We start from the raw sequence: 18,317 nt of genomic DNA, 5'->3' as shown, positions 1-18,317 counted from the left end.
CCCTGCCAGGACAGCCCCCCGCCGCCACGCCGCGCCGACCGCCCAGCGGCGCCCGGCCCCCGACGCCCGGCCGAAGCCGCGCCGAACGCGTAACCCTGCCGAGACGGCCCCGCGCCGCCGCGCCGCGCCGAACGCGTAACCCTGCCGGGACAGCCCCGCGCCGACCGCCCAGCGGCGCCGGCCCCCGACGCCCGGCCGAAGCCGCGCCGACCGGTAATCCGCCCGCCGCGAGGCACCCGGCCCCCGCCCCTCAGATCGGCGGCGGCTCCAGGTCGCACTCCGCGCGCAGCCCCGCCAGCGCGTTCCGCGTCTCCGGGTGCTGGTCGCCGAGCGTCGTCCGGTAGCGGCGGCGTACCTTCATCAGCAGGTCCTCGGACCCCTCCTGGTCGCCGGTCTCCTCCAGGTCGAGGGCGAGATTGCGCAGGGCCGCGAGCGTGTGCGGGTGGCTGTTGCCGTACTGGGCCTCCAGGACTTCCGCCGCCCGCCTGCCGAGGACCGCCGCCGCGGCCGGATCACCGGACGCGGACAGGCCCGTGGCGAGGTTGATCCGGGCGATCTGCACCCACACGTGCTCGTCCCACAGCGAGCCGACCAGGCCCGCCACCGTCTCCTCGTCCAGCCGCTTGGCCTCCAGGAACTCCCCCGACGCCCGCAGCGCCGCGGCCTGGTTGACGGCCGCGATATACGTGAAGGGGTGCGTCGGGCCCAGGACCGAGCGGTAGGCCCGGAGCGCGTCGGCGCCGGCCTCCCGGGCGCCGTCGGGATCGCCGGTGAGCCGCAGGTCGTTGGCGATGTTGGCGCGGGCGGCGAGGGTGTCCATGTGGTCCTCGCCCAGCACCGCGCGGTAGTTCGCCAGGGCCTCCCGCTCCAGCTCCAGTCCGCGCTCGCGGTCGCCGGCCTTACGGCAGCTCACCGAGAGGTTCTTGATCGCCCGCAGGGTGTGCGGATGGGTGTCGCCGTAGAACTGCCGGTACAGCGCGACCGTACCCTCCTGGAGTTCCACCGACTCCGTGAACCGGCCCAGCTCCCGCAGATCGCGCGCGACGTTGTTGACGGCCAGCAGCGTCAGTTGCGACGCCGGCCCGAGCGAGCGCAGATAGATCTCGTTGGTCTTGCGGTCGAGTTCGTAGGCCTCGGCGAACCGGCCGTTCATCCGCAGGCTGACCGAGTAGTTGTGGCCGGAGGTCAGGCTGGCGGGGTCGTCCCTGCCGTAGAGCCGGACGCTGTGCTCGAAGACATTGCGGTCCAGCTCCAGCGACTCGCGGAACTCGCCGGTCACCCGCAGGTCCGCGGCCACCAGCCCGGCCAGGGCAAGGGACTCCTCGTGGTCCTCGCCGACCGTGCGACGGAGGCGGTCCAGGGTGGTCCGGTTGAGGGCGCGGGCCTCCTCGTACGAACCCTGCGCCCACAGGGCCGCCGCGAGCCGGCGGTTGGCGCCGAGGGTCTGGAGGTGGTCCTCGCCCAGGCGCGCGGTCCAGGTGCGGACGATCTCCTGGCACAGCTCGATATTGCTCTGGAAGTCGCCCTTGGCGAAGAGGTACCTGGCGACGTTGAGCACCGTCCAGCGGGCCTCCTGGTCGTCGCTCTCCAGCATGCCGGAGGGCCGGATGTGCGGCAGCAGGTCCTGGTACTTCTCCCAGTTGCCTGCGGCCTGCGGGTCGCCGGGGTCGTGGGCGACGAGCGCCTGGTGCACCCGGAACCGCATCTCGGCGGCCTCTTCCGCCGTCAACTCGTCCTGGAGCACGCTGCGCAGCAGGCGGTGGAGCTGTACGGTCCCGACGTCGGTGGTCAGCAGCGAGTAGCGGCCGGTCTCGGCGATGGCACGGCTGCGGGCGATCCGGTCCCGCAGCAGTGACGCCAGCGGCTCCGGGAAGCCCAGCAGCCGCGCGTCGTGCAGGAAGGACTGCTGCACCGGGTCGGGGCCGAAGAAGGCCAGCAGCCGCAGGAGTTCCAGTGCGCCGGGGTTGCGCTCCTGGAGGTCGCGCATGGAGACCTTCCACACCGCCGCCACGGACTGGGTGCCGGGTGCGGTGCTGGCGTTCTCCCGGCGCACCCGGGCGCCCTGGGTCTCCAGGAGGTCCAGATACTCGTCGACCGTCAGGCCGCTCTTGACCTTCATGGCCGCCGCCTGCTCCAGGGCGAGCGGCAGGTCGCCGAGGGCGAGCGCCATCCGCGCGGCCTCCGTGTCGGAGATCCCCGGGGCGCGGCGGCGCAGGAACTCCACGCTCTCGCCCCGCGGGAAGACGTCGACGCGCAGAGACGGGACGGAGTCGGCCCAGCCGGAGTTCCTTGACGTGACGATCACATGGCCCAGGCCGTCCGGGACCCCCGCCATGTACGGGAGGTAGCGCTCCACTTCCTCCGGGGAGCCCGCGTTGTCGAAGACCAGCAGCCAGCGCTTCACCGGCCGGCCGGACTCCAGTGCCGCGATCACCTGGTCGACCGCGGTCCGCGCGTCGGCGTTCGGGATGCCCAGGCGCGGGGCGAGGGCGGCGAGCGATCCGCGGATGACGGCGGGCTGCTCGGCCTGCACCCACCAGACCAGCTCGTAGTCGCCCGCGTACCGGCGTACGTACTCCAGCGCCAGCTGGGTCTTGCCCACGCCGCCGAGTCCGTAGAGGGCCTGCGGCAGCAGCGCGGCGCGGACGCCTTCCTTGAGCGCGGCGCGCAGTCGGCTCAGCTCCTCCTCGCGCCCGGTGAAGTACGCGCCCGGCCGCGGCACCCGTCCCGGCTCGGGAAGGTCGCCCGGGGCGGACGGCGGCGGCACCGAACTCCCCGGCCCGGCGGGGGAACCGCTGTCCGGTCCGGCCCCGGGGCCGGACCGGCCGGTGTCCGTGCCGACCGGTTCCGGGCCCGGCTCCGCCGTGTCCGCGTCGGGGCCGGCGGTCTCCGGCGAGAGCTGACGGGGGGCGGCGCCGTCCATGGCGGGTGTCCTCTCCGGGGAGGTGTCCGTGCCGCCCGCGGTCACGGGGTCCGCTTCCGTGGCGGCCGGGTCCAACAGGTCGGTGTCGGCGGCGTGTTCCGGCCGGGCGGGGACGACCCGTTGCCGGTCCCCAGTGTCCTCTGCCCGTGCCACGCTCCGGGCACGCTCGGCCATATGGGTGTACGCCGAACCGAGGGCGGCGAGCGCGGGCTGCATGGCGCCGATCAGACGGCGTTCCGGCGACGACAGGCCCGCGCTGTGCACCTCGTCCGGCGCGCTCAGCAGCCGGCCGGCCAGGTCGTCCCGCACGCCGAGCACCTTCGCGGCGACGGCGGAGGCGACCGGCAGCGCGCGGAATATCTCGGTGCGGCCGAGCCCGCCGAGCAGATGGGCGCGTACGCCGTCGACGAACTCGAAGACCGGTCCGCGCTCGCCCTTCCGGTCGCCCGAGGCGGGACCCGGCGCGGGGCCGACCTGCTCCAGCAGGCCGCCCAGCATGATCTCGGCGAGCGGCAGGAGTCCGGCGTCGGGCAGCAGACTCGTCCGCTCGGCCTGCATCACCCGGAGGGTGAGCGGCACCATGGCGAGCCGGGTGGCCAGCCGCTGTGCGGCGGGCGAGGCACCCGTGAGGAACCGCCGCACCAGCTCCGCGGGCGTACCCGGCGCGGTCTGCTCACGGCGCTCGGCCGGCCAGGGCATCCGCAGCCCGTCGTGGTCGACGAGCAGGACCGAGGCGGGCGTCCACCCGGCCGACGCGCCGGCCACCATCCGGGCCCAGCCGGTCAGCCACTCGGGGTCGATCTCCAGGACGGGGACGGGTACGGGTCCTTCGCCCGCGCCCGTACCGGTGTACGGGGGGCCGCCGCGCATGTCGAGCCGCGCGTTGGGCAGTCCGCCGGCCCCGGCGCGCAGCCCCACGTCCACCGGGACGCTCTCGGTGTCGTTCCACAGCCGGCTGGGCAGCGGGTTGAGCACGGCGACCGGCTGGTGCCTGGCCCAGGTGCGCAGCATCCGGGGAACGGCTCCGCCGGCCCAGGAGTCGGCGACGCAGTCGCTCAGCACCAGCACCAGCCGCCGGTGTTCGGGGTGCAGCAGCTCCGCCGGGTCGTGCACGGCGGTGCCCTGCTCGGAGTACAGGACGGCTTCCTTCGACCCCCAGGTGTCCAGCCGCCACACCCGTACGTCGCGGAAGGCGCCCTGCCGGTCCAGGAGTTCGGCCAGGGAACGGCCCACGCCGCGCCACAGCAGCATGGAGGCGCTGTGCTCCACCACCAGGGCGACATCGAGCCAGTGACCGGGGACCTGGTGCATCACCGGGTCCCAGCGGCCCAGTTCCACCGAGCGGACGGCCGTGGCCTCCTCGTCGAAGGCGCGCTCGTGGGGGTGATACCAGCGGCGGTTGAACGGCCGCAGCGCCCGGCCCAGCGCGAGGGTGTCCCGTAACCCCGGGTGGTCCGTGGGGACTTCGGCGGTGCCGGCCCTGACGGTGGCCGGGTCCCGGCGGGCGGGCGGCGTCCGCGCGCCCGCGTCCGGCGTCCCGGCGGCCACCCGGGCCGGTGGCTGGGAGGGTACGTCGGCCGGTTCGCGGGCGGCGGGCGGCCGGTCGTCGGCGGGTACGGGCGTCGGCTGTCCGGAGTCGTCGGGCGCGGGCGTCGGCCGCTCCGGAGCGGCGTCCGGCCGGCCGACGTCGGGCGGGTCGGCGTCCGGCGGGTCGGCGGCGTCCGCGCCCATCCGCCGGCGCAGCAGTAACGCCTCCGCCCACTCCCGCGCTGTCGGGTCGCCCGGCGGCTCGTGGTGGCGCGCGCCGGCGCTCATGCCGACGGGTCCTGGGCCGCGGAGTGCCACAGCGCGTCGCACAGCCGGTCCCAGGACTCCCGGTCCGGCATGGCCTCGCGGTTGGACAGCATGTGCACGGTGTTGAGCAGCCGGTCGGCCGCGAGCGTCCCGCCGTCCCTGCCGCGGACCAGGAACGACCTGATCAGCTCGGCGGTCTGCTCGTCGCGGCGGCCGAAGTGGGCCTCCACCATGGCCGCCAGCCGCTCCGGCCCCGGATCGGGCATCCGCACCTCAAGGCAGCGGCGCCGGAACGCGGGCGGGAACTCCCGCTCGCCGTTGCTGGTGATCACGACGATCGGGAACTCGCGGCAGCGCACATGCCCCTTGGCGACCGTGACCGGCTCGCCGTGGTCGGCCGTCAGGACCGGCACCTCGGGCTGCCGGCCCGCCACCCGTTCGAGTTCGCGGATCCGGAACTCGCCCTCCTCGAAGACGTGCAGAAGGTCGTTCGGGAGGTCGATGTCGCTCTTGTCGAGTTCGTCGATGAGCAGGACCCGGGGCCGCCGCCAGGGCAGCAGCGCCGTACCCAGCGGACCCAGCGTCAGATACGCCCCCACGTCCGGGAGCGGGCCGACCGGCGCGTCGGGGCCGCCGCCGGGCGCGTCCTGCACCCTGCCGATGGCGTCGTAGTCGTAGAGGCCGTCCCGCAGGGTCGTACGGCTGACCACCGGCCACCACAGCACCGGGCCCAGCCGCAGTTCCGCCGCGATCTGGTGGGCGAGGCTGGACTTCCCGGTGCCGGGGGAACCGGTCACCAGCAGCGGCCGGCGCAGATGGACGGCCGCGTTGACGATCTCGACGACCGAACGGTCCAGCGTCCGCCCGTGTGCGGCTCCGAGCCGCCGTGCGCCGTCCGGGGCCGTACCGTCCACCGGCGGCTCCAACGGCTCACCGGCCGCGCCGCCGCCGAAGGCCCGCCACGGCGGCGGAGGCGGCAGTTCCGGCTCGGGCCCCTCCGGCCCCGGCGGCGCCCCGCTGTCGCGGAAGACCCACCAACGGGGGGCTTCCGGCTCATCGGCCGGGCCGGACCGCCCGTCATCCGACTGACTGTCCATCAGGCTCCAACCCCCAGCTCTTCGGCTGCCTGAGCGCTGCCTTGGTCCGTTTCAAGCCCTCCGGGCTGTCCCACAACAGGGAGACATGCCGATCGAGGTCGAGGGTGTCGGTCCGGTGACCGTTCGACTCCCTGACCCGTGTTTCCCGTCGCAGGGCCCATACCCGCTCCGGAAGATCCTTGAGCGCGCCGCGCAGACAAGTTTCCATTCTCCGCCGCACCTCGTCCTCGGCGGCGGGGCCGCGCACCGCGAGCACCACCGGGATCCCCGTCTCCATCAGTACGGGGAAGTAGTCCACCAGGGCGTTCCAGGTGTGGCGCGGAGGTTCGAGCAGGACGTAGACCACCGGTGTCTCGGCGGTCCCGTTGAGTTCGTAGAACAGCTCGGCGGGCTCGATCCGCTGCTGTGGGCTCACCCATACGACGGCTCCCTCGTGGTCCTCCACGGCGTGGTTCTTCAGCCAGTTCCAGCGCTTCTGGAGCGCCGCGTGCCACTCGGGGAGGCGCTGCCGCTCGGCGCTGCGCACCACGACGTTGCGGTGGCTGCCCAGGGTCCGGCCGATCGCGCCGTGCGGCTCGATCACGGTCTGGTCCACGGGCAGCCAGATCAGGTGCCACGGCAGCAGGAACTCCACCCGCATACCGGGGGCGAGCGCGGCCAGGGCTTCGGACGCCTGGTCGTGCAGGGCGTTGACGCACCGGTCGAGCTCGGCCTGTCCACGCGCCCGCAGGGCGGCCTGGAGCCGGCTGGGCTCGCGGCCGCCGCGGCAGAGCCAGGCGTCGATGTCGTAGACGTCGGGGGCAGGGGCGCGTGAGTGGATCTCGATGAGCAGACAGCTCTCCTCCGGAGCCCGGCCCACCTCCATCGCCGCCCGCGAACGGGCCTCACGCATCAGGTCCACCGGCCAATTCTGACGCATGGTCAGCTTGCCGTTCCACCAATGGAGTTTTTCGCGCAGATATGTGTCCTCGGGCGCGGCGGCCGACTCGACGAAGGCCGTCAGCGGATGGATCTGCCCCGGCACCTCTGGCGAGTCCTCCAGCACCGCGACCAGCGCCGTCAGATCGGTCTCCGCCCGGCGGAACCGGGCGCGCCGCCGGGCCAGGCGCTCGCCGAAGCCCTCGTCGTGCTCGACCGCGAACCTCAGCAGGTCCTCGATGTTCGAACGCGCGAGATTCCGCATCAGTTCGAAGAGCCGGTCCCGTTCGCCCGGAGTGAGCAGGGGCTCGGGGTAGTTCTCCCGCAGAAAGCGCTCGGCGGCCAGCCACGGCCTCGATCCGCGGTAGTCACCGCCGACCGCGTCGAGGAGCTGGTGCAGTCCTCCCGTGAATTCGGCGGCGGCCTGGACCATGCCGAGCACGTCGAGCAGCATGCGGTCGCTGCGGGGCGCCGAGGCCAGGATGTTGGGCTGTCTCCTGGCCAGCGATCTGACGACGGCCTGCCGCCCGGCCGGCTCGCGCATGTGGTCGAACCGGGTCAGGAGTTCGGCGAGCCGGCGCTCCAGCGCGTCGTCGGGGCCGGGGTCGTAGCCGTAGGGCTGGGGGTCGAGGCGGTACGCGTCCTGGGCGTCGCCGTATCCCTGGCTCCGGGATGCGACGCGGTACTCGTCGGGGCCGTCGCCGTATCCGCGGCTCCGGGGGACGATGCCGTACGCGTCCGGGCCCGGGCCGTCGCCGTACCGGTCGCGCTCGACGCCGTGACCGGTCTGACCGCCGTACCCGCTGTACCCGCCGTGTCCGTCCCGGTCGTACCCGCTGTACCCCTCGCGCTCGCGCTCGTCCATGTCAGCCGCCGTCCGGGCGTAAGGAGAGCCAGACGGCGTCGAATTCGGCCATGGGACGCGAGCCGCGTTCGTACCAGCGGGCCGCCGCGGCCAGGCGGTCGATGCCGTCGTCGTACTGGAGGCAGAGCGAGACCAGGGCCCGTACGTCCTGGAGCAGTACGCCCGAGCGCTCGGTCAGCAGGGCGATGTCCTCGCCGGTGTCGCGGATGACGCTGTTGCGGCGCTGCGGGTCCTGGATGCTGGGCAGTCGTACGAGGGCGTCGGCGAGGCGCTGTTCGGCCCGCGACGGCCACTCGGGGAAGGGGTCGGGGGTACGGGCGGCCCTGTCGGCGGCGTCGGTGGTGACCGCGTCGGCGAGGAGCGGGCAGTAGCGCAGGACGGCCTCGACCGGGATCATCCACGCGGTGCCGGGGCCCTCGCCCCGCGCGGCGGCGACCACGATGCCGCGCACCGAGCCGTCGGCCGCGTCCACCACGCCGGCCCCGCTGTAGCCCCGGCGGACGCGCTCGCCCGATACGGTCAGGAGGTCCATCTGCACCCAGTCCGGGCTCAGGCCACCCGGTCCGACCAGCACGGTCCTGGCCCAGGCGCCCGTCCCGGCGGCGGCCTCGCCGTAGACCCGCACCTGGCGGTCGGCGGCCGGCCCGCAGCGGCGGAGCGTGGCCGGTGCGGTGTCCGCGGGCGGCGCGGAGTCCAGCTCCAGTACGGCGACGTCGGCGCGTTCACCGGTCCGCGGGGCCCAGCCGCCCGGTACGACCCCGGCCGTACGGGTGCCTCCGGCGAGCGAACCGGGGAAGTCGACCGTGACCGACGCGCCCTCGGTGACCTGGCCGGCGTCGTCGCCGAGCGCGCTCTCGACCACGTGCGCGCAGGTCAGCACTCGGTGACCGGTCAGCAGCACCCCCGCGCCCACTGGCCCGTCCGGCCCGTCAGGTCCCAGCACACGGACCCGCCAGGGGTCCTCAAGACGTTCCCGCACCCCCACCCACACCCCCGTTGTGCCGCGGCCCGACACCGTCGGCGGGACGAGCGACACGGCTCACTTCATTCACCGTGTCGAACCACACGGTACCTACGGTGTACCCCTCCGCGGGCGGACTGCACAGGCAGACACCCCATAGCCCCGAAGACGTCACGACCCACGGAACGGTTGCCGTTTTTCGCCCGGGGGCGGCGCGGCAGCGGACAGCGCCGGCCCGTTCCGGGCCCACCGCCGCCCGACGGTGACGAGCGGGCGCCGGCCCAGCCGTTCGTACCGCGCGGGCGGCCTGGCGCCCGCGGAGCTTCCTCGGTGCTCGTGCCGAGAGCGCGACCATCACGACTTAAAGCACCCGTCCGACTCCGAAAAGTCACCAAGCTTGGCCCACTGTGCTAAATTCGCACACATGGAGATCGGTGCGCGCGTCGCTGAGGCCAGGTCGGAACGCGGAGCCACCCAGGCTCAGCTGGCGGCCACCATTGGGATGGACCGCACGGCCTTGGCGAAGATCGAGTCGGGCAGCCGCGGTGTGTCCGCCCTGGAACTCGTCGCGATCGCACGCGCGCTGGGGCGCCGCGTGGAGTGGTTCGTCGACGAGACCCCACCCGCGCTGGCCTCGTACCGCGGGGCGCATCCAGGGGTGGCCGTTCAGGCCATCGACACCGAGCTCGACTCGCTGGTCCGCGAGGTCGAGTTCGTCACCTCTCACTGCCCGGAACTGGTGACGGGACAGCCGGAGCCTTTGCCGCACCCGGCCACGCCGGAGGATGCGGAGGATCTGGCCGCCACTGCCCGCCGGCTTCTCGGGCTGAAGCCGGGGCAACCGGTACACGAACTCTCGAGACTGGCCGCCGCCATAGGACTGTTGGTGTTCAGCGTGGACCTCGGGGAAGGTGCGGACGCCGGCACGGTTCTGTTGAGGCGTGGCGGTGTCGCACTCATCAACGGGCACTGGCGGGTGGGCCGCCGCCGCCTCGCCGCCGCCCATGAACTGGGGCATTACCTCGTGGCCGACGAATTCGCTCTTGACTGGCGGGTGGCCGCGACAGAGGCGAGGGGAATCGAAGCCAGACTGGATCGCTTTGCACGAGCCCTGCTCCTGCCCGTTGAAGACCTCCGGCAGCGCTGGGCGCAGTGGCTGACCATTCCGGACGAGACGTGGCGTGATGCCGCAGTGCGTGCCGCCAGTCATTACGGAACGGACATGGCGACCCTGGCACGCAGACTGGTGGAAATCGACTTGGTGGACAGGAGCCGTTCGGACGAGATCCGCCGGGTGCAGACCAAGCAGGCCGACATCGTGGAGAAGAACCTCGTCGTCCGGGATGAAATGGCGCCGGTGGCACTGCCACGCCCCTACGAGCAGGCTGTACTGAAGTTGTACCGACGCGAAGTGATCACCGCCGATCGGGCCCTCGGGCTGCTCCGTGGCAATTTCGACCTCGACGCTCTTCCCACCCTGCCTCCGGCGCCGGAGGCAGAGATGTGGGAAGTGACGTCGTGACCGAGACGCAGACCACGTACGTACTGGACACAGGTCCGCTGAGTCATTTCGCACACGCTCAATGGCTGGGGGTTCTCAAAGTCGTTCTGAAGGACTGCCGAGTACTGATCCCCGATGTGGTCGCGGAGGAGTTGCGCAACGGAACCGAGCAACACCACCACTTGCGTCACGTGCTCGAGGCCGACTGGATAGAAACCGTTCCTCTCAGAACTTCGGCACAATTAGCGGCGTTTGTCCATTACGAGCGTCGACTGGTCGGTCCGGACGGACGCAACATCGGCGAGTGCGGCGTACTCGCCTTGGCGGAGTCACTGCCGCATGCCGTGGCGGTCGTCGATGATCGGGTGGCCGTGGAAGCGTCCCGAGGGCGCCCGGTCACACTGCGCCGCACCTTGGGTCTGCTGTGCGACGCCATTCGCGCCGGACTCCTCACGGTACCGCTGGTGTCCGCGCTCGCGGACGATCTTCTCCAGAGTCACTATCGGCTCCCCTTCAAGCCGGGGGGATTCGCCGAATGGTGCGCCAGGGAGGGACTCTTCTGAGCCGCGAGCAGTTCCAGCGCCTCTTCCCAGCGAATTCGGTCCGCACCGCCGCCTGCTTCGGGGAGCCGGTCGCCTCGCGCGGACGTGGGCGGTCTGTGGCGCGTTCGGAGTTCTCCGACGTGGCCCGGACGGCGTCGGGCGTCTCGCTGGAGGCCCTTCGGTCCGGCCAGGGCGTCACCGCCGAGCGGGAGACGGACGTCCCGTACGTCCGCTGAGTGCGGTCGCGCGGCGGCAATTCCGGGGCGGGCGTTGGGGATTTGCGGGGGCGTTCTACCAGGTCGTGGCGAGCCAGGCGGTTGTCGCCGCGAGGGCGATGAGCGTGACGTTGAGGCCCGTTTCCTTGACCTCACCCCGGGACAGGTGCAGGCCGGTCGCCAGGAGTTGGAGCACGACGAAGCCCGGGAATCTCGCAGCGCATGCTGACCCGTACGGTCCGGCACCTTGAGCGCGACGGGCTCGTGGCCCGCACGGTGTACCCCGAGGTCCCGCCACGGGTCGAGTACGAACTCACCGCGACGGGACGCACCTTGATCGAACCCGCCGTCGCGCTCGCCGAGTGGGCCGTCGACAACAACCCCGGCACCGACCGCAGCCAGGCGGCGTACGACTCTCAGCGCCCCTGAGCCTGAGCCACCGCCGGAGCGGCGCCGCCCCCGGCGACGGCCTCAGACCGTCGCCGTACGGAACGGGCGGAAGAACGCGCGCAGTTCCTCCGCGTACAACTCGGGCTCCTCGAACGCCGCGAAGTGCCCGCCGCGCGGCGGCTCGCTCACGTACACGACGTTGGCCGTACGCTCCAGCCACGCGCGCGGCGGGCGGACGATGTCGCCGGGGAAGAGCGAGAAACCGGACGGCACCTCGACCCGGCGGGCGTGCTGCGCGGGCGGGATCGCGGCGTTCGCGCCGTACATGCGCATCGAGGAGCCGATCGTCCCGGTGAGCCAGTAGAGCGTGACGTTCGTGAGGATCTCGTCCTTGGTGAAGCTCCGCTCGACGTCGCCGCCGCAGTCGCTCCACGCCCGAAGCTTCTCGACGATCCACGCGGCGAGCCCGGCCGGCGAGTCGTTGAGCCCGAAGGCGGCCGTCTGGGGCTTCGTACGGTGCACGGCGGCGTACGCGCCCTCGCTCGCGCCCCAGGCCGCGGCGCCCTCGATCCACGCGCGCTCCTCGGGCGCGAGGTCGGCCGGATCGCCGGGGAAGACGGGTACGCCCGCGTCGGTGCGGTGGACGCCCACGACCCGGTCGGGGTGGTCGAGCCCGAGGTAGCGGCTCACGTGGCTGCCGATGTCCCCGCCCACCCCCGAATCCGCCCTCTGCCCTGCCTGCTTCGACCGTTACGCACCGACCAGCGTGCGGCGCGGGTCCGCGTGGCGGCGCGGGCGACCCTGTCGCGGCCCGGGAACGGGCCCAGCGACTGCCGCTCAGCGCGTAACAGGGCGTTCGGCGCCCGTGGTTGGTGTGGCCGCCGACATACGGGTACGAGACGCCGTGCACGCCGCACCCACCTGGGCGCCCGACCGACGGTCAGGCCCCGGCCGTACCCCGCCCGGCCCGGCTGTCCGGGGGAACCGCGTTCCTCAATCGCCCAGTTGGAGCTGGTCGAGGGCGAGGAGTGCGTCCGCCGCGGTGCTGGAGGCGGGGTGGCGTACGCCGTACGCCGTGACGCGGTCGCGCTGGGACGGCAGCCAGCGGACGATCATCCGGGGGTCGCCGTCGAACCACCAGTCGAAGTCGAGTTCGTCGCGCAACACGTCCGTGGCCCAACCGAGGACCAGGCGGACGACGCCCGCGTCCGCCCCGGGGCCGCGCAGCGCGCCCACGTGGTCGAGCCACCGCTCCAGGCCGCCCGTCGCGTGCGCGATCCCCTCCACGAGTTCGGTGACCTCCCACGCCGGCCGGCCATCGGTCACCGCCACCGTCAGCAGCGCCCCGAAAGCCCGCTCGACCGCGACGTGTTCGGCCGTCGGCCACTGCTCCAACCGCGCCCCGAAACGGCCGAGACGGCCCATCTCCAGCGACGTTGTCCCGCCGGACCCGCCTTCCGGCCCCCACGAACGCAACGCCCGGGGCAGGAGCCGGCGCCACAGTACGGCGTACTGGTCCGCGTCCCAGTGGGCGACGGCCTTGCGCATGAAGGACCCGAAGAGATCGTCCGACACCGCGGCAGGGTCACCGCTGAGAGCGAGCAGGTCCGATTCCGCGAAGCAATGCGTGCATCCCTTCACCGGACGGTCCGGCCCGGGAATCCGGGCGAAGACCCGGTCCGCCTCGGCGAGCGCGTCACACCACACGGCCGAGGGATCGGCGGCGTCAGAGCCGGACATCACAGTGCCTCCGGGGGTTCGTGATCGGACGGGGACCCTCCGCCGGGCCGCCGTCGCGGGGGTGAACCGACGTGCACCCCCGTTGCCGCCGCGACGGCGGTTGGCGGGGGTGGTGAACGGGCCGGGTCGGTCGGGGCGACATCGCCGGGGCGAGGGTACCTCCGGACGGACGGCCGGCGCGCATACGCTGGGGTCCGTGCCCGGATCCCGTCTGCATCGCGTCGCCGTCCTCGTGCTCGAAGGTGCGAAGCCGCTCGACGTAGGGATTCCCGCGCAGGTGTTCACCACGCGCGCGAGCATGCCGTACGAGGTGCGGGTGTGCGGCGCGGCGCCCGGTCTCGTGACGGGCGGCGACGGCCTGTCGTACCACGTCGCCCACGGACTCGACGCGCTCGCGTGGGCCGACGTCGTCTTCATCCCCGGCTACCGCTTCCCGGACCGCGACGTCCCGCCGCCGGCCGTCATCGACGCGCTGATCGCCGCCCACGCCGGGGGCGCGCGGCTCGCGGCCATCTCGACGGGCGCCTTCGCGCTCGCCGCCACGGGCCTGCTCGACGGCAAGCGCGCCACGACGCACTGGCACTACACGCGGGCGCTCGCGGCGGAGCACCCGCTCGTCCGGGTGGACGAGAACGTCCTGTTCGTCGACGAGGGCAGCGTGCTGACGTCGGCGGGCGCGGCCTCGGGCATCGACCTGTGTCTGCACATCCTGCGCGGCGACCTCGGGGTGGCCGCGTCGAACCACGCGGCCCGGCGCCTGGTCGCGGCCCCCTACCGCAGCGGCGGCCAGGCGCAGTACGTACCGCGCAGCGTGCCCGAGCCGCTGGGCGAACGGTTCTCCGCCACCCGCGAATGGGCGCTGCACCGGCTCGGCGAGCCCCTCACCCTCAAGGCGCTCGCCCGGCACGCGGCGGTGTCGCCGCGCACCTTCTCGCGGCGCTTCGTCGAGGACACCGGGTACACGCCGATGCAGTGGGTGATGCGCGCCCGTATCGACGTGGCCCGTGAGCTGCTGGAACGTTCGGAGCGCGGCGTCGAGCAGATCGCCGCCGACGTCGGCCTGGGCACCGGTACGAATCTGCGGCTGCACTTCCAGCACATCCTGGGGACCACGCCGAGCGAGTACCGGCGCACCTTCGCCCAGGGGGAGTAGCACGCCGACCCCGAGTCACCCGCGCCCACCGACAGCGACCACCCAAAAACCACCCGACGGCGACCGCCGGTGCCCCCGCACCGTGGCGCGATCCTTTCGAACCCAGGCGCTCACGCCGCTGCCACCGTCGAACGCCGCGCGCGAACCTGGGAAGCGAACCGAAGGGACAGGGACACCACCATGACTCGTATAGCCATCAATGGATTCGGCCGCATCGGACGCAATGTGCTGCGCGCGCTGCTCGAACGCGACAGCGACCTCGATGTCGTCGCCGTCAATGACCTCACGGAGCCCGCCGGCCTCGCGCGGCTGCTCGCCTTCGACACGACGGCCGGCCGGCTCGGCCGCCCGGTGAGCGTCGACGGGGACGTCCTCGTCGTCGACGGCCGTCGTATCAAGGTGCTCGCCGAGCGCGAGCCGGAGCGGCTGCCGTGGGCCGATCTCGACGTCGACATCGTGCTGGAGGCGACCGGCCGCTTCACCTCGGCCGCCGCCGCACGGGCCCACCTCACCGCGGGCGCCAAGAAGGTGCTGGTCGGCGCGCCGTCGGACGGCGCCGACGTCACGCTCGCGTTCGGGGTCAACAGCGACGCGTACGACCCGGCCGCGCACACAATCGTCTCGAACGCCTCCTGCACGACGAACGCGCTCGCGCCGCTGGCCGCGGTGCTGGACGAGCTGGCGGGCATCGAGCACGGCTTCATGACGACCGTGCACGCGTACACCCAGGAGCAGAACCTCCAGGACGGTCCGCACCGCGACGCCCGCCGGGCCCGCGCCGCCGCCGTCAACATCGTGCCGACCACGACGGGCGCCGCCAAGGCGATCGGCCTGGTGCTGCCGAACCTCGAAGGCAGGCTGTCGGGCGACTCGATCCGCGTGCCGGTCCCGGTGGGCTCGATCGTCGAGCTGAACACGACCGTCGCCCGCGACGTGACGCGCGACGACGTGCTGGCGGCGTACCGCGCCGCGGCGGAGGGCCCGCTCGCGGGCGTACTCGAATACTCGGAGGACGCGCTCGTGTCGTCCGACATCACGGGCAATCCGGCCTCGGCGATCTTCGACTCGGCCCTCACCCGCGTCGACGGCCGCCACGTCAAGGTGGTCGCCTGGTACGACAACGAGTGGGGCTTCTCGAACCGCGTGATCGACACGCTCCAGCTGCTCGCCACCCGCTGACCGGCCACCGGGGCGGCCCCCACCTCGGGAGGCCGCCCTTTCTCATTGCGCCGACCCGGAGCCGGTGACGGATCCGCGCGCTGATCAGCCCGCCGGCACCGGCCGCCGCAGCAGATACCCGGCCACCGCGCCCGACATGACGATCACGCACGCCACGAAGATCACGCCCGAGCTGCGCAGGCCCACGGCCAACGCCAGCGCGCCGATGCCGACCACCGGCAGCGAGATGCCGACGTAGGCGGCGACGAAGAAGGCGGAGATCGTCGCGCCGCGCTGCTCCGCGGGGGCGAACCGGCTCACCGTGGCCATGGCGCCGCGGAAGCCCAGGCCCTGGCCGAGGCCGCTGACCACCGCGCCCACCACGAGCAGGGCCATCGACTCCACCAGGAGCGAGCAGCCGAGCAGGACCAGCCCCACCATCAGGACCAGGCAGCCGAGGGGCAGTGCGCGCGCGTGGCCGAACCGGCCCATCAGCGACTGCCCGACCGTCGAGGCGATGAAGACGGACAGGACGACCGCCCCTGAAACGGCGAGATTGTCCACGTGCAGGTACTGGGCGACGAAGGACGGCGCCACCGCGGTGAACAGGCCCAGGACCGAGAACCCGGCGAAGGCGGCGAGCGCGGCGGGGACGAAGACACCCCGCACCTCGGCGGGCACGACCATGCCCTGCGGGCGCAGCGGCGGCCGAGGGTCGGGGCGGGTCACCGTCTCCGGCAGCAGCCAGGTGATGACGCAGGAGACGACGAGCAGCCCCAGGTGCACCAGGTACGGCAGCCGCAGGGGGTGGGGCGCGTACTGCGCCAGCAGTCCCGAGAGCAGCGGACCGCAGCCGAGGCCGCCCATGTTGGCCACCGTCGCCGTGAGGGCGGCACGGCCGCGTTGCCCGGGAGTGGCCAGCTCCATGACGGCTGCCGTGGCGGTGCCGCTGAAGAGCCCGGCCGAGAAGCCCGACAGCAGACGTCCCACGAACAGCAGCGGCAGCCCGTGCTCGAACACGAAGCAGACCGCGCTCAGCATGGACAGGCCCAAGCCGAACAGCAGGATCGGGCGGCGGCCGAGCAGGTCGGAGAAGTTGCCGGCGATCAGCAGCGCGGCGATCACCCCGCACGCGTAGACGGCGAAGACCACCGTCACCATGAACTCGGAGAACCCGATCTCCTGGCGGTAGAGCCCGTACAGCGGTGTCGGCAGCGTGGTCCCGGCCATGCCCACCGCGAACACCACGGCGGCCAGGGCGTACCAGGGCACGGCCCGGCGCTCTCCCGCGCCTGGAAACGTCATGATCACACCGTAGGCCGACATTTGGTATGGAAGCCGTCATGACTCCCCCTTGTCGCACCTCGCTTCGCCCGCACCCCCCGATCCTGGCCTCGGCCCACCCGAACAAGCCGCGAGCCCGAGCCGCGGACGTCGTACAACCCTTGCCTCAATGTCCGATTTCATACACTACGTGATAAATAGGCTTTTTAGCTGATCTGGACCGATATTCAGACGATTGACTCACGACATCAGAACCCGCCGCGGACAGCGCCGCCACGAAGCCGTCCATTGCTCCGCGCGGCCCCTTTCAGGGCTGTCCCGCGTGATGCGCGACATAGGACGTAAATCACCTACGAAGCCGGGTAGTGCATGGGCCGGACGCCGTAAGTCCACTTTTCGGTCCGGGTGCGACAGGACACAATCACGTCTACTAAGCGGCTTAGCACAAAGGGCAATTGTCGATCAATTTCCCTGCTGCTAACAATGTGCTCGCCGCAGCACACCGCTAATCGAAATGCGGGTCGGGACAGACGAGGGGGGCCGGCAACTGCGGGCAAGCAATCCTGGAAGAGGTCCGCACCATGCCCAAACACGCCTTCAACCGCTCGATCGGATCGCGTCTGCTCTCCGCGCGCGGCGCCGTCGTCGTCGGCACCTTCGCCGCCCTCACATGTGGGGGAGTCATGTCCGGGACGGCCCAGGCCGCCGACTCCTCCTCGGCCTCCACCACCACCGAGAAGACGCCGGGCCAGTCCGTCGGCAAGACCACGTACACCGTCAAGTCCGGCGACACCCTGATCGGCATCGCCGGGTCCCAGAACGTGACGGCCGGCTGGCAGGCCATCGCGTCGGCCAACAAGATCTCCAGCCCGTACATCATCTACCCGGGCGAGGCCCTGACGCTGCCGACCGGGTCGGCCTCCTCGACCTCCTCGACCTCCTCGTCCACGGCGACCGCGGTGACGGCGTCGGCGACCACGGCGACGGCCTCGACGACCACCGGCAGCCAGACCTACGCCGACAACCTGGACGGGTGGATCAACCACTCGCTGGCGATCATGAAGCAGAACGGAATTCCGGGAAGCTACGACGGAATTCACCGCAACATCATCCGTGAGTCCTCGGGCAACCCGAACGCGATCAACCTGTGGGACTCCAACGCCGCCGCCGGTCACCCCTCCATCGGCCTGCTCCAGGTAATTCAGCCGACGTTCACCGCCTACCACGTGACGGGCACCTCGACGAACATTTACGACCCGGTCGCCAACATCACCGCCGCGTGCAATTACGCGTACCACGTGTACGGCTCGATCGACAATGTCAACGGCCCCTACTGATCCCTCCCGGCCGCTTTTCTGATCCAACCCGTGTCCCGAGCAGGGGCAGTTGACCCACGGTCCGACCGTGGGCCTTCCGTACGGGCGCGAGCGAGTTCCCCGGGCCGATTCCCGGCGCGGGGAACCGCTCGTTTTCCGCTTCCGGCCAACGCTCCCCGGTTTACCGGGCTTTCGGCCCACCGAGTGCGCCGAGTGCGGGCCGAGTGCTCCGACGCCGACCGTGCCCGCCCGAGCGGAGCCGACCGGAACGTACGGCCTGCGGCAGCCGCGTACCGTCCGCGCGAGGCGCCGAAATCCGTCCTCCGCCGAGGGCGGCGGTCCTATCATCGCCTGCTACACGCCTCGGACATCGGTGTGCGCGGCGGACGAGCGGTGGGGGAGGGCGTGCCGACGATGACGGCGCACGCGGGGAACTGGTCACTGGCGATCGACTTGGGCG

General features: G+C 72.3%; 12 protein-coding genes and 1 pseudogene. 6 read left to right on the top strand and 7 right to left on the bottom strand.

The genetic code is table 11. The features are described 5' to 3' along the window. Positions 1–250: 250 nt before the first annotated feature. From fxsT to OHA30_RS18465, 4 genes are read right to left on the bottom strand one after another with little or no spacing between them, the layout of a single operon-like run. Positions 251–4,738 carry an FxSxx-COOH system tetratricopeptide repeat protein gene (fxsT, locus tag OHA30_RS18480; RefSeq protein ID WP_328914963.1) on the bottom strand — a complete coding sequence of 1,496 codons (4,488 nt, stop codon included), beginning with the start codon at positions 4,736–4,738 and terminating at the stop codon, positions 251–253. Further along, a complete protein-coding gene (locus OHA30_RS18475) occupies positions 4,735–5,814 on the bottom strand; it encodes an AAA family ATPase (RefSeq protein WP_328914962.1) in 1,080 nt (359 codons plus the stop codon). Before OHA30_RS18475 ends, fxsT begins: the two co-directional genes overlap by 4 nt. Next, on the bottom strand, positions 5,795–7,597 hold the full coding sequence (locus OHA30_RS18470; RefSeq protein ID WP_328914961.1) for a VMAP-C domain-containing protein: 1,803 nt from the start codon (positions 7,595–7,597) through the stop codon (positions 5,795–5,797). The genes OHA30_RS18475 and OHA30_RS18470 overlap by 20 nt, the downstream gene beginning before the upstream one ends. A 1-nt stretch (position 7,598) precedes the next feature. Continuing rightward, positions 7,599–8,633 (bottom strand): effector-associated domain 2-containing protein, encoded by a 1,035-nt coding sequence (locus OHA30_RS18465; RefSeq protein WP_328914960.1) that lies wholly within the window; start codon positions 8,631–8,633, stop codon positions 7,599–7,601. A 349-nt stretch (positions 8,634–8,982) separates the two neighbouring features. Between OHA30_RS18465 and OHA30_RS18460 the strand changes: the two genes are divergently transcribed. The 3 genes from OHA30_RS18460 (at position 8,983) to OHA30_RS18450 (ending at position 11,245) form a co-directional block, all read left to right on the top strand. Further along, positions 8,983–10,080 carry a helix-turn-helix domain-containing protein gene (locus OHA30_RS18460; RefSeq protein ID WP_328914959.1) on the top strand — a complete coding sequence of 366 codons (1,098 nt, stop codon included), beginning with the start codon at positions 8,983–8,985 and terminating at the stop codon, positions 10,078–10,080. After that, the gene (locus tag OHA30_RS18455; RefSeq protein WP_328914958.1) at positions 10,077–10,622 is read left to right on the top strand and encodes a hypothetical protein; all 546 of its coding nucleotides are present in this window, start codon (positions 10,077–10,079) and stop codon (positions 10,620–10,622) included. The genes OHA30_RS18460 and OHA30_RS18455 overlap by 4 nt, the downstream gene beginning before the upstream one ends. A 416-nt stretch (positions 10,623–11,038) precedes the next feature. Next, complete coding sequence (locus OHA30_RS18450) at positions 11,039–11,245, top strand: winged helix-turn-helix transcriptional regulator (protein ID WP_328914957.1); 207 nt, start codon at positions 11,039–11,041, stop codon at positions 11,243–11,245. A gap of 42 nt (positions 11,246–11,287) precedes the next feature. On the opposite strand, the pseudogene OHA30_RS18445 reads toward OHA30_RS18450, so the two are convergent. Next, a pseudogene (locus OHA30_RS18445) lies at positions 11,288–11,920 on the bottom strand (alpha/beta fold hydrolase); the annotation flags it as partial. A gap of 279 nt (positions 11,921–12,199) precedes the next feature. Continuing rightward, a complete protein-coding gene (locus OHA30_RS18440) occupies positions 12,200–12,946 on the bottom strand; it encodes a hypothetical protein (protein WP_328914956.1) in 747 nt (248 codons plus the stop codon). Positions 12,947–13,142: 196 nt separating this feature from the next. Between OHA30_RS18440 and OHA30_RS18435 the strand changes: the two genes are divergently transcribed. Both OHA30_RS18435 and gap read left to right on the top strand, forming a co-directional pair. Then, positions 13,143–14,099 carry a GlxA family transcriptional regulator gene (locus tag OHA30_RS18435; RefSeq protein WP_328914955.1) on the top strand — a complete coding sequence of 319 codons (957 nt, stop codon included), beginning with the start codon at positions 13,143–13,145 and terminating at the stop codon, positions 14,097–14,099. 180 nt (positions 14,100–14,279) lie between these two features. Beyond that, positions 14,280–15,278: a type I glyceraldehyde-3-phosphate dehydrogenase gene (gene gap, locus OHA30_RS18430; protein ID WP_328914954.1), complete on the top strand. Its 999-nt coding sequence runs from the start codon at positions 14,280–14,282 to the stop codon at positions 15,276–15,278. A gap of 84 nt (positions 15,279–15,362) precedes the next feature. On the opposite strand, the gene OHA30_RS18425 is transcribed toward gap, so the two are convergent. Next, a complete protein-coding gene (locus tag OHA30_RS18425) occupies positions 15,363–16,562 on the bottom strand; it encodes an MFS transporter (protein WP_328914953.1) in 1,200 nt (399 codons plus the stop codon). Positions 16,563–17,122: 560 nt separating this feature from the next. On the opposite strand from OHA30_RS18425, the gene OHA30_RS18420 reads away from it, so the two are divergent. Beyond that, on the top strand, positions 17,123–17,878 hold the full coding sequence (locus OHA30_RS18420) for a LysM peptidoglycan-binding domain-containing protein (RefSeq protein ID WP_328914952.1): 756 nt from the start codon (positions 17,123–17,125) through the stop codon (positions 17,876–17,878). The last annotated feature ends 439 nt before the right edge of the window (positions 17,879–18,317 follow it).

Source organism: Streptomyces sp. NBC_00223 (assembly GCF_036199905.1).
GTDB lineage: Bacteria > Actinomycetota > Actinomycetes > Streptomycetales > Streptomycetaceae > Actinacidiphila.
This window is presented reverse-complemented; position numbering and strand designations above follow the sequence as displayed.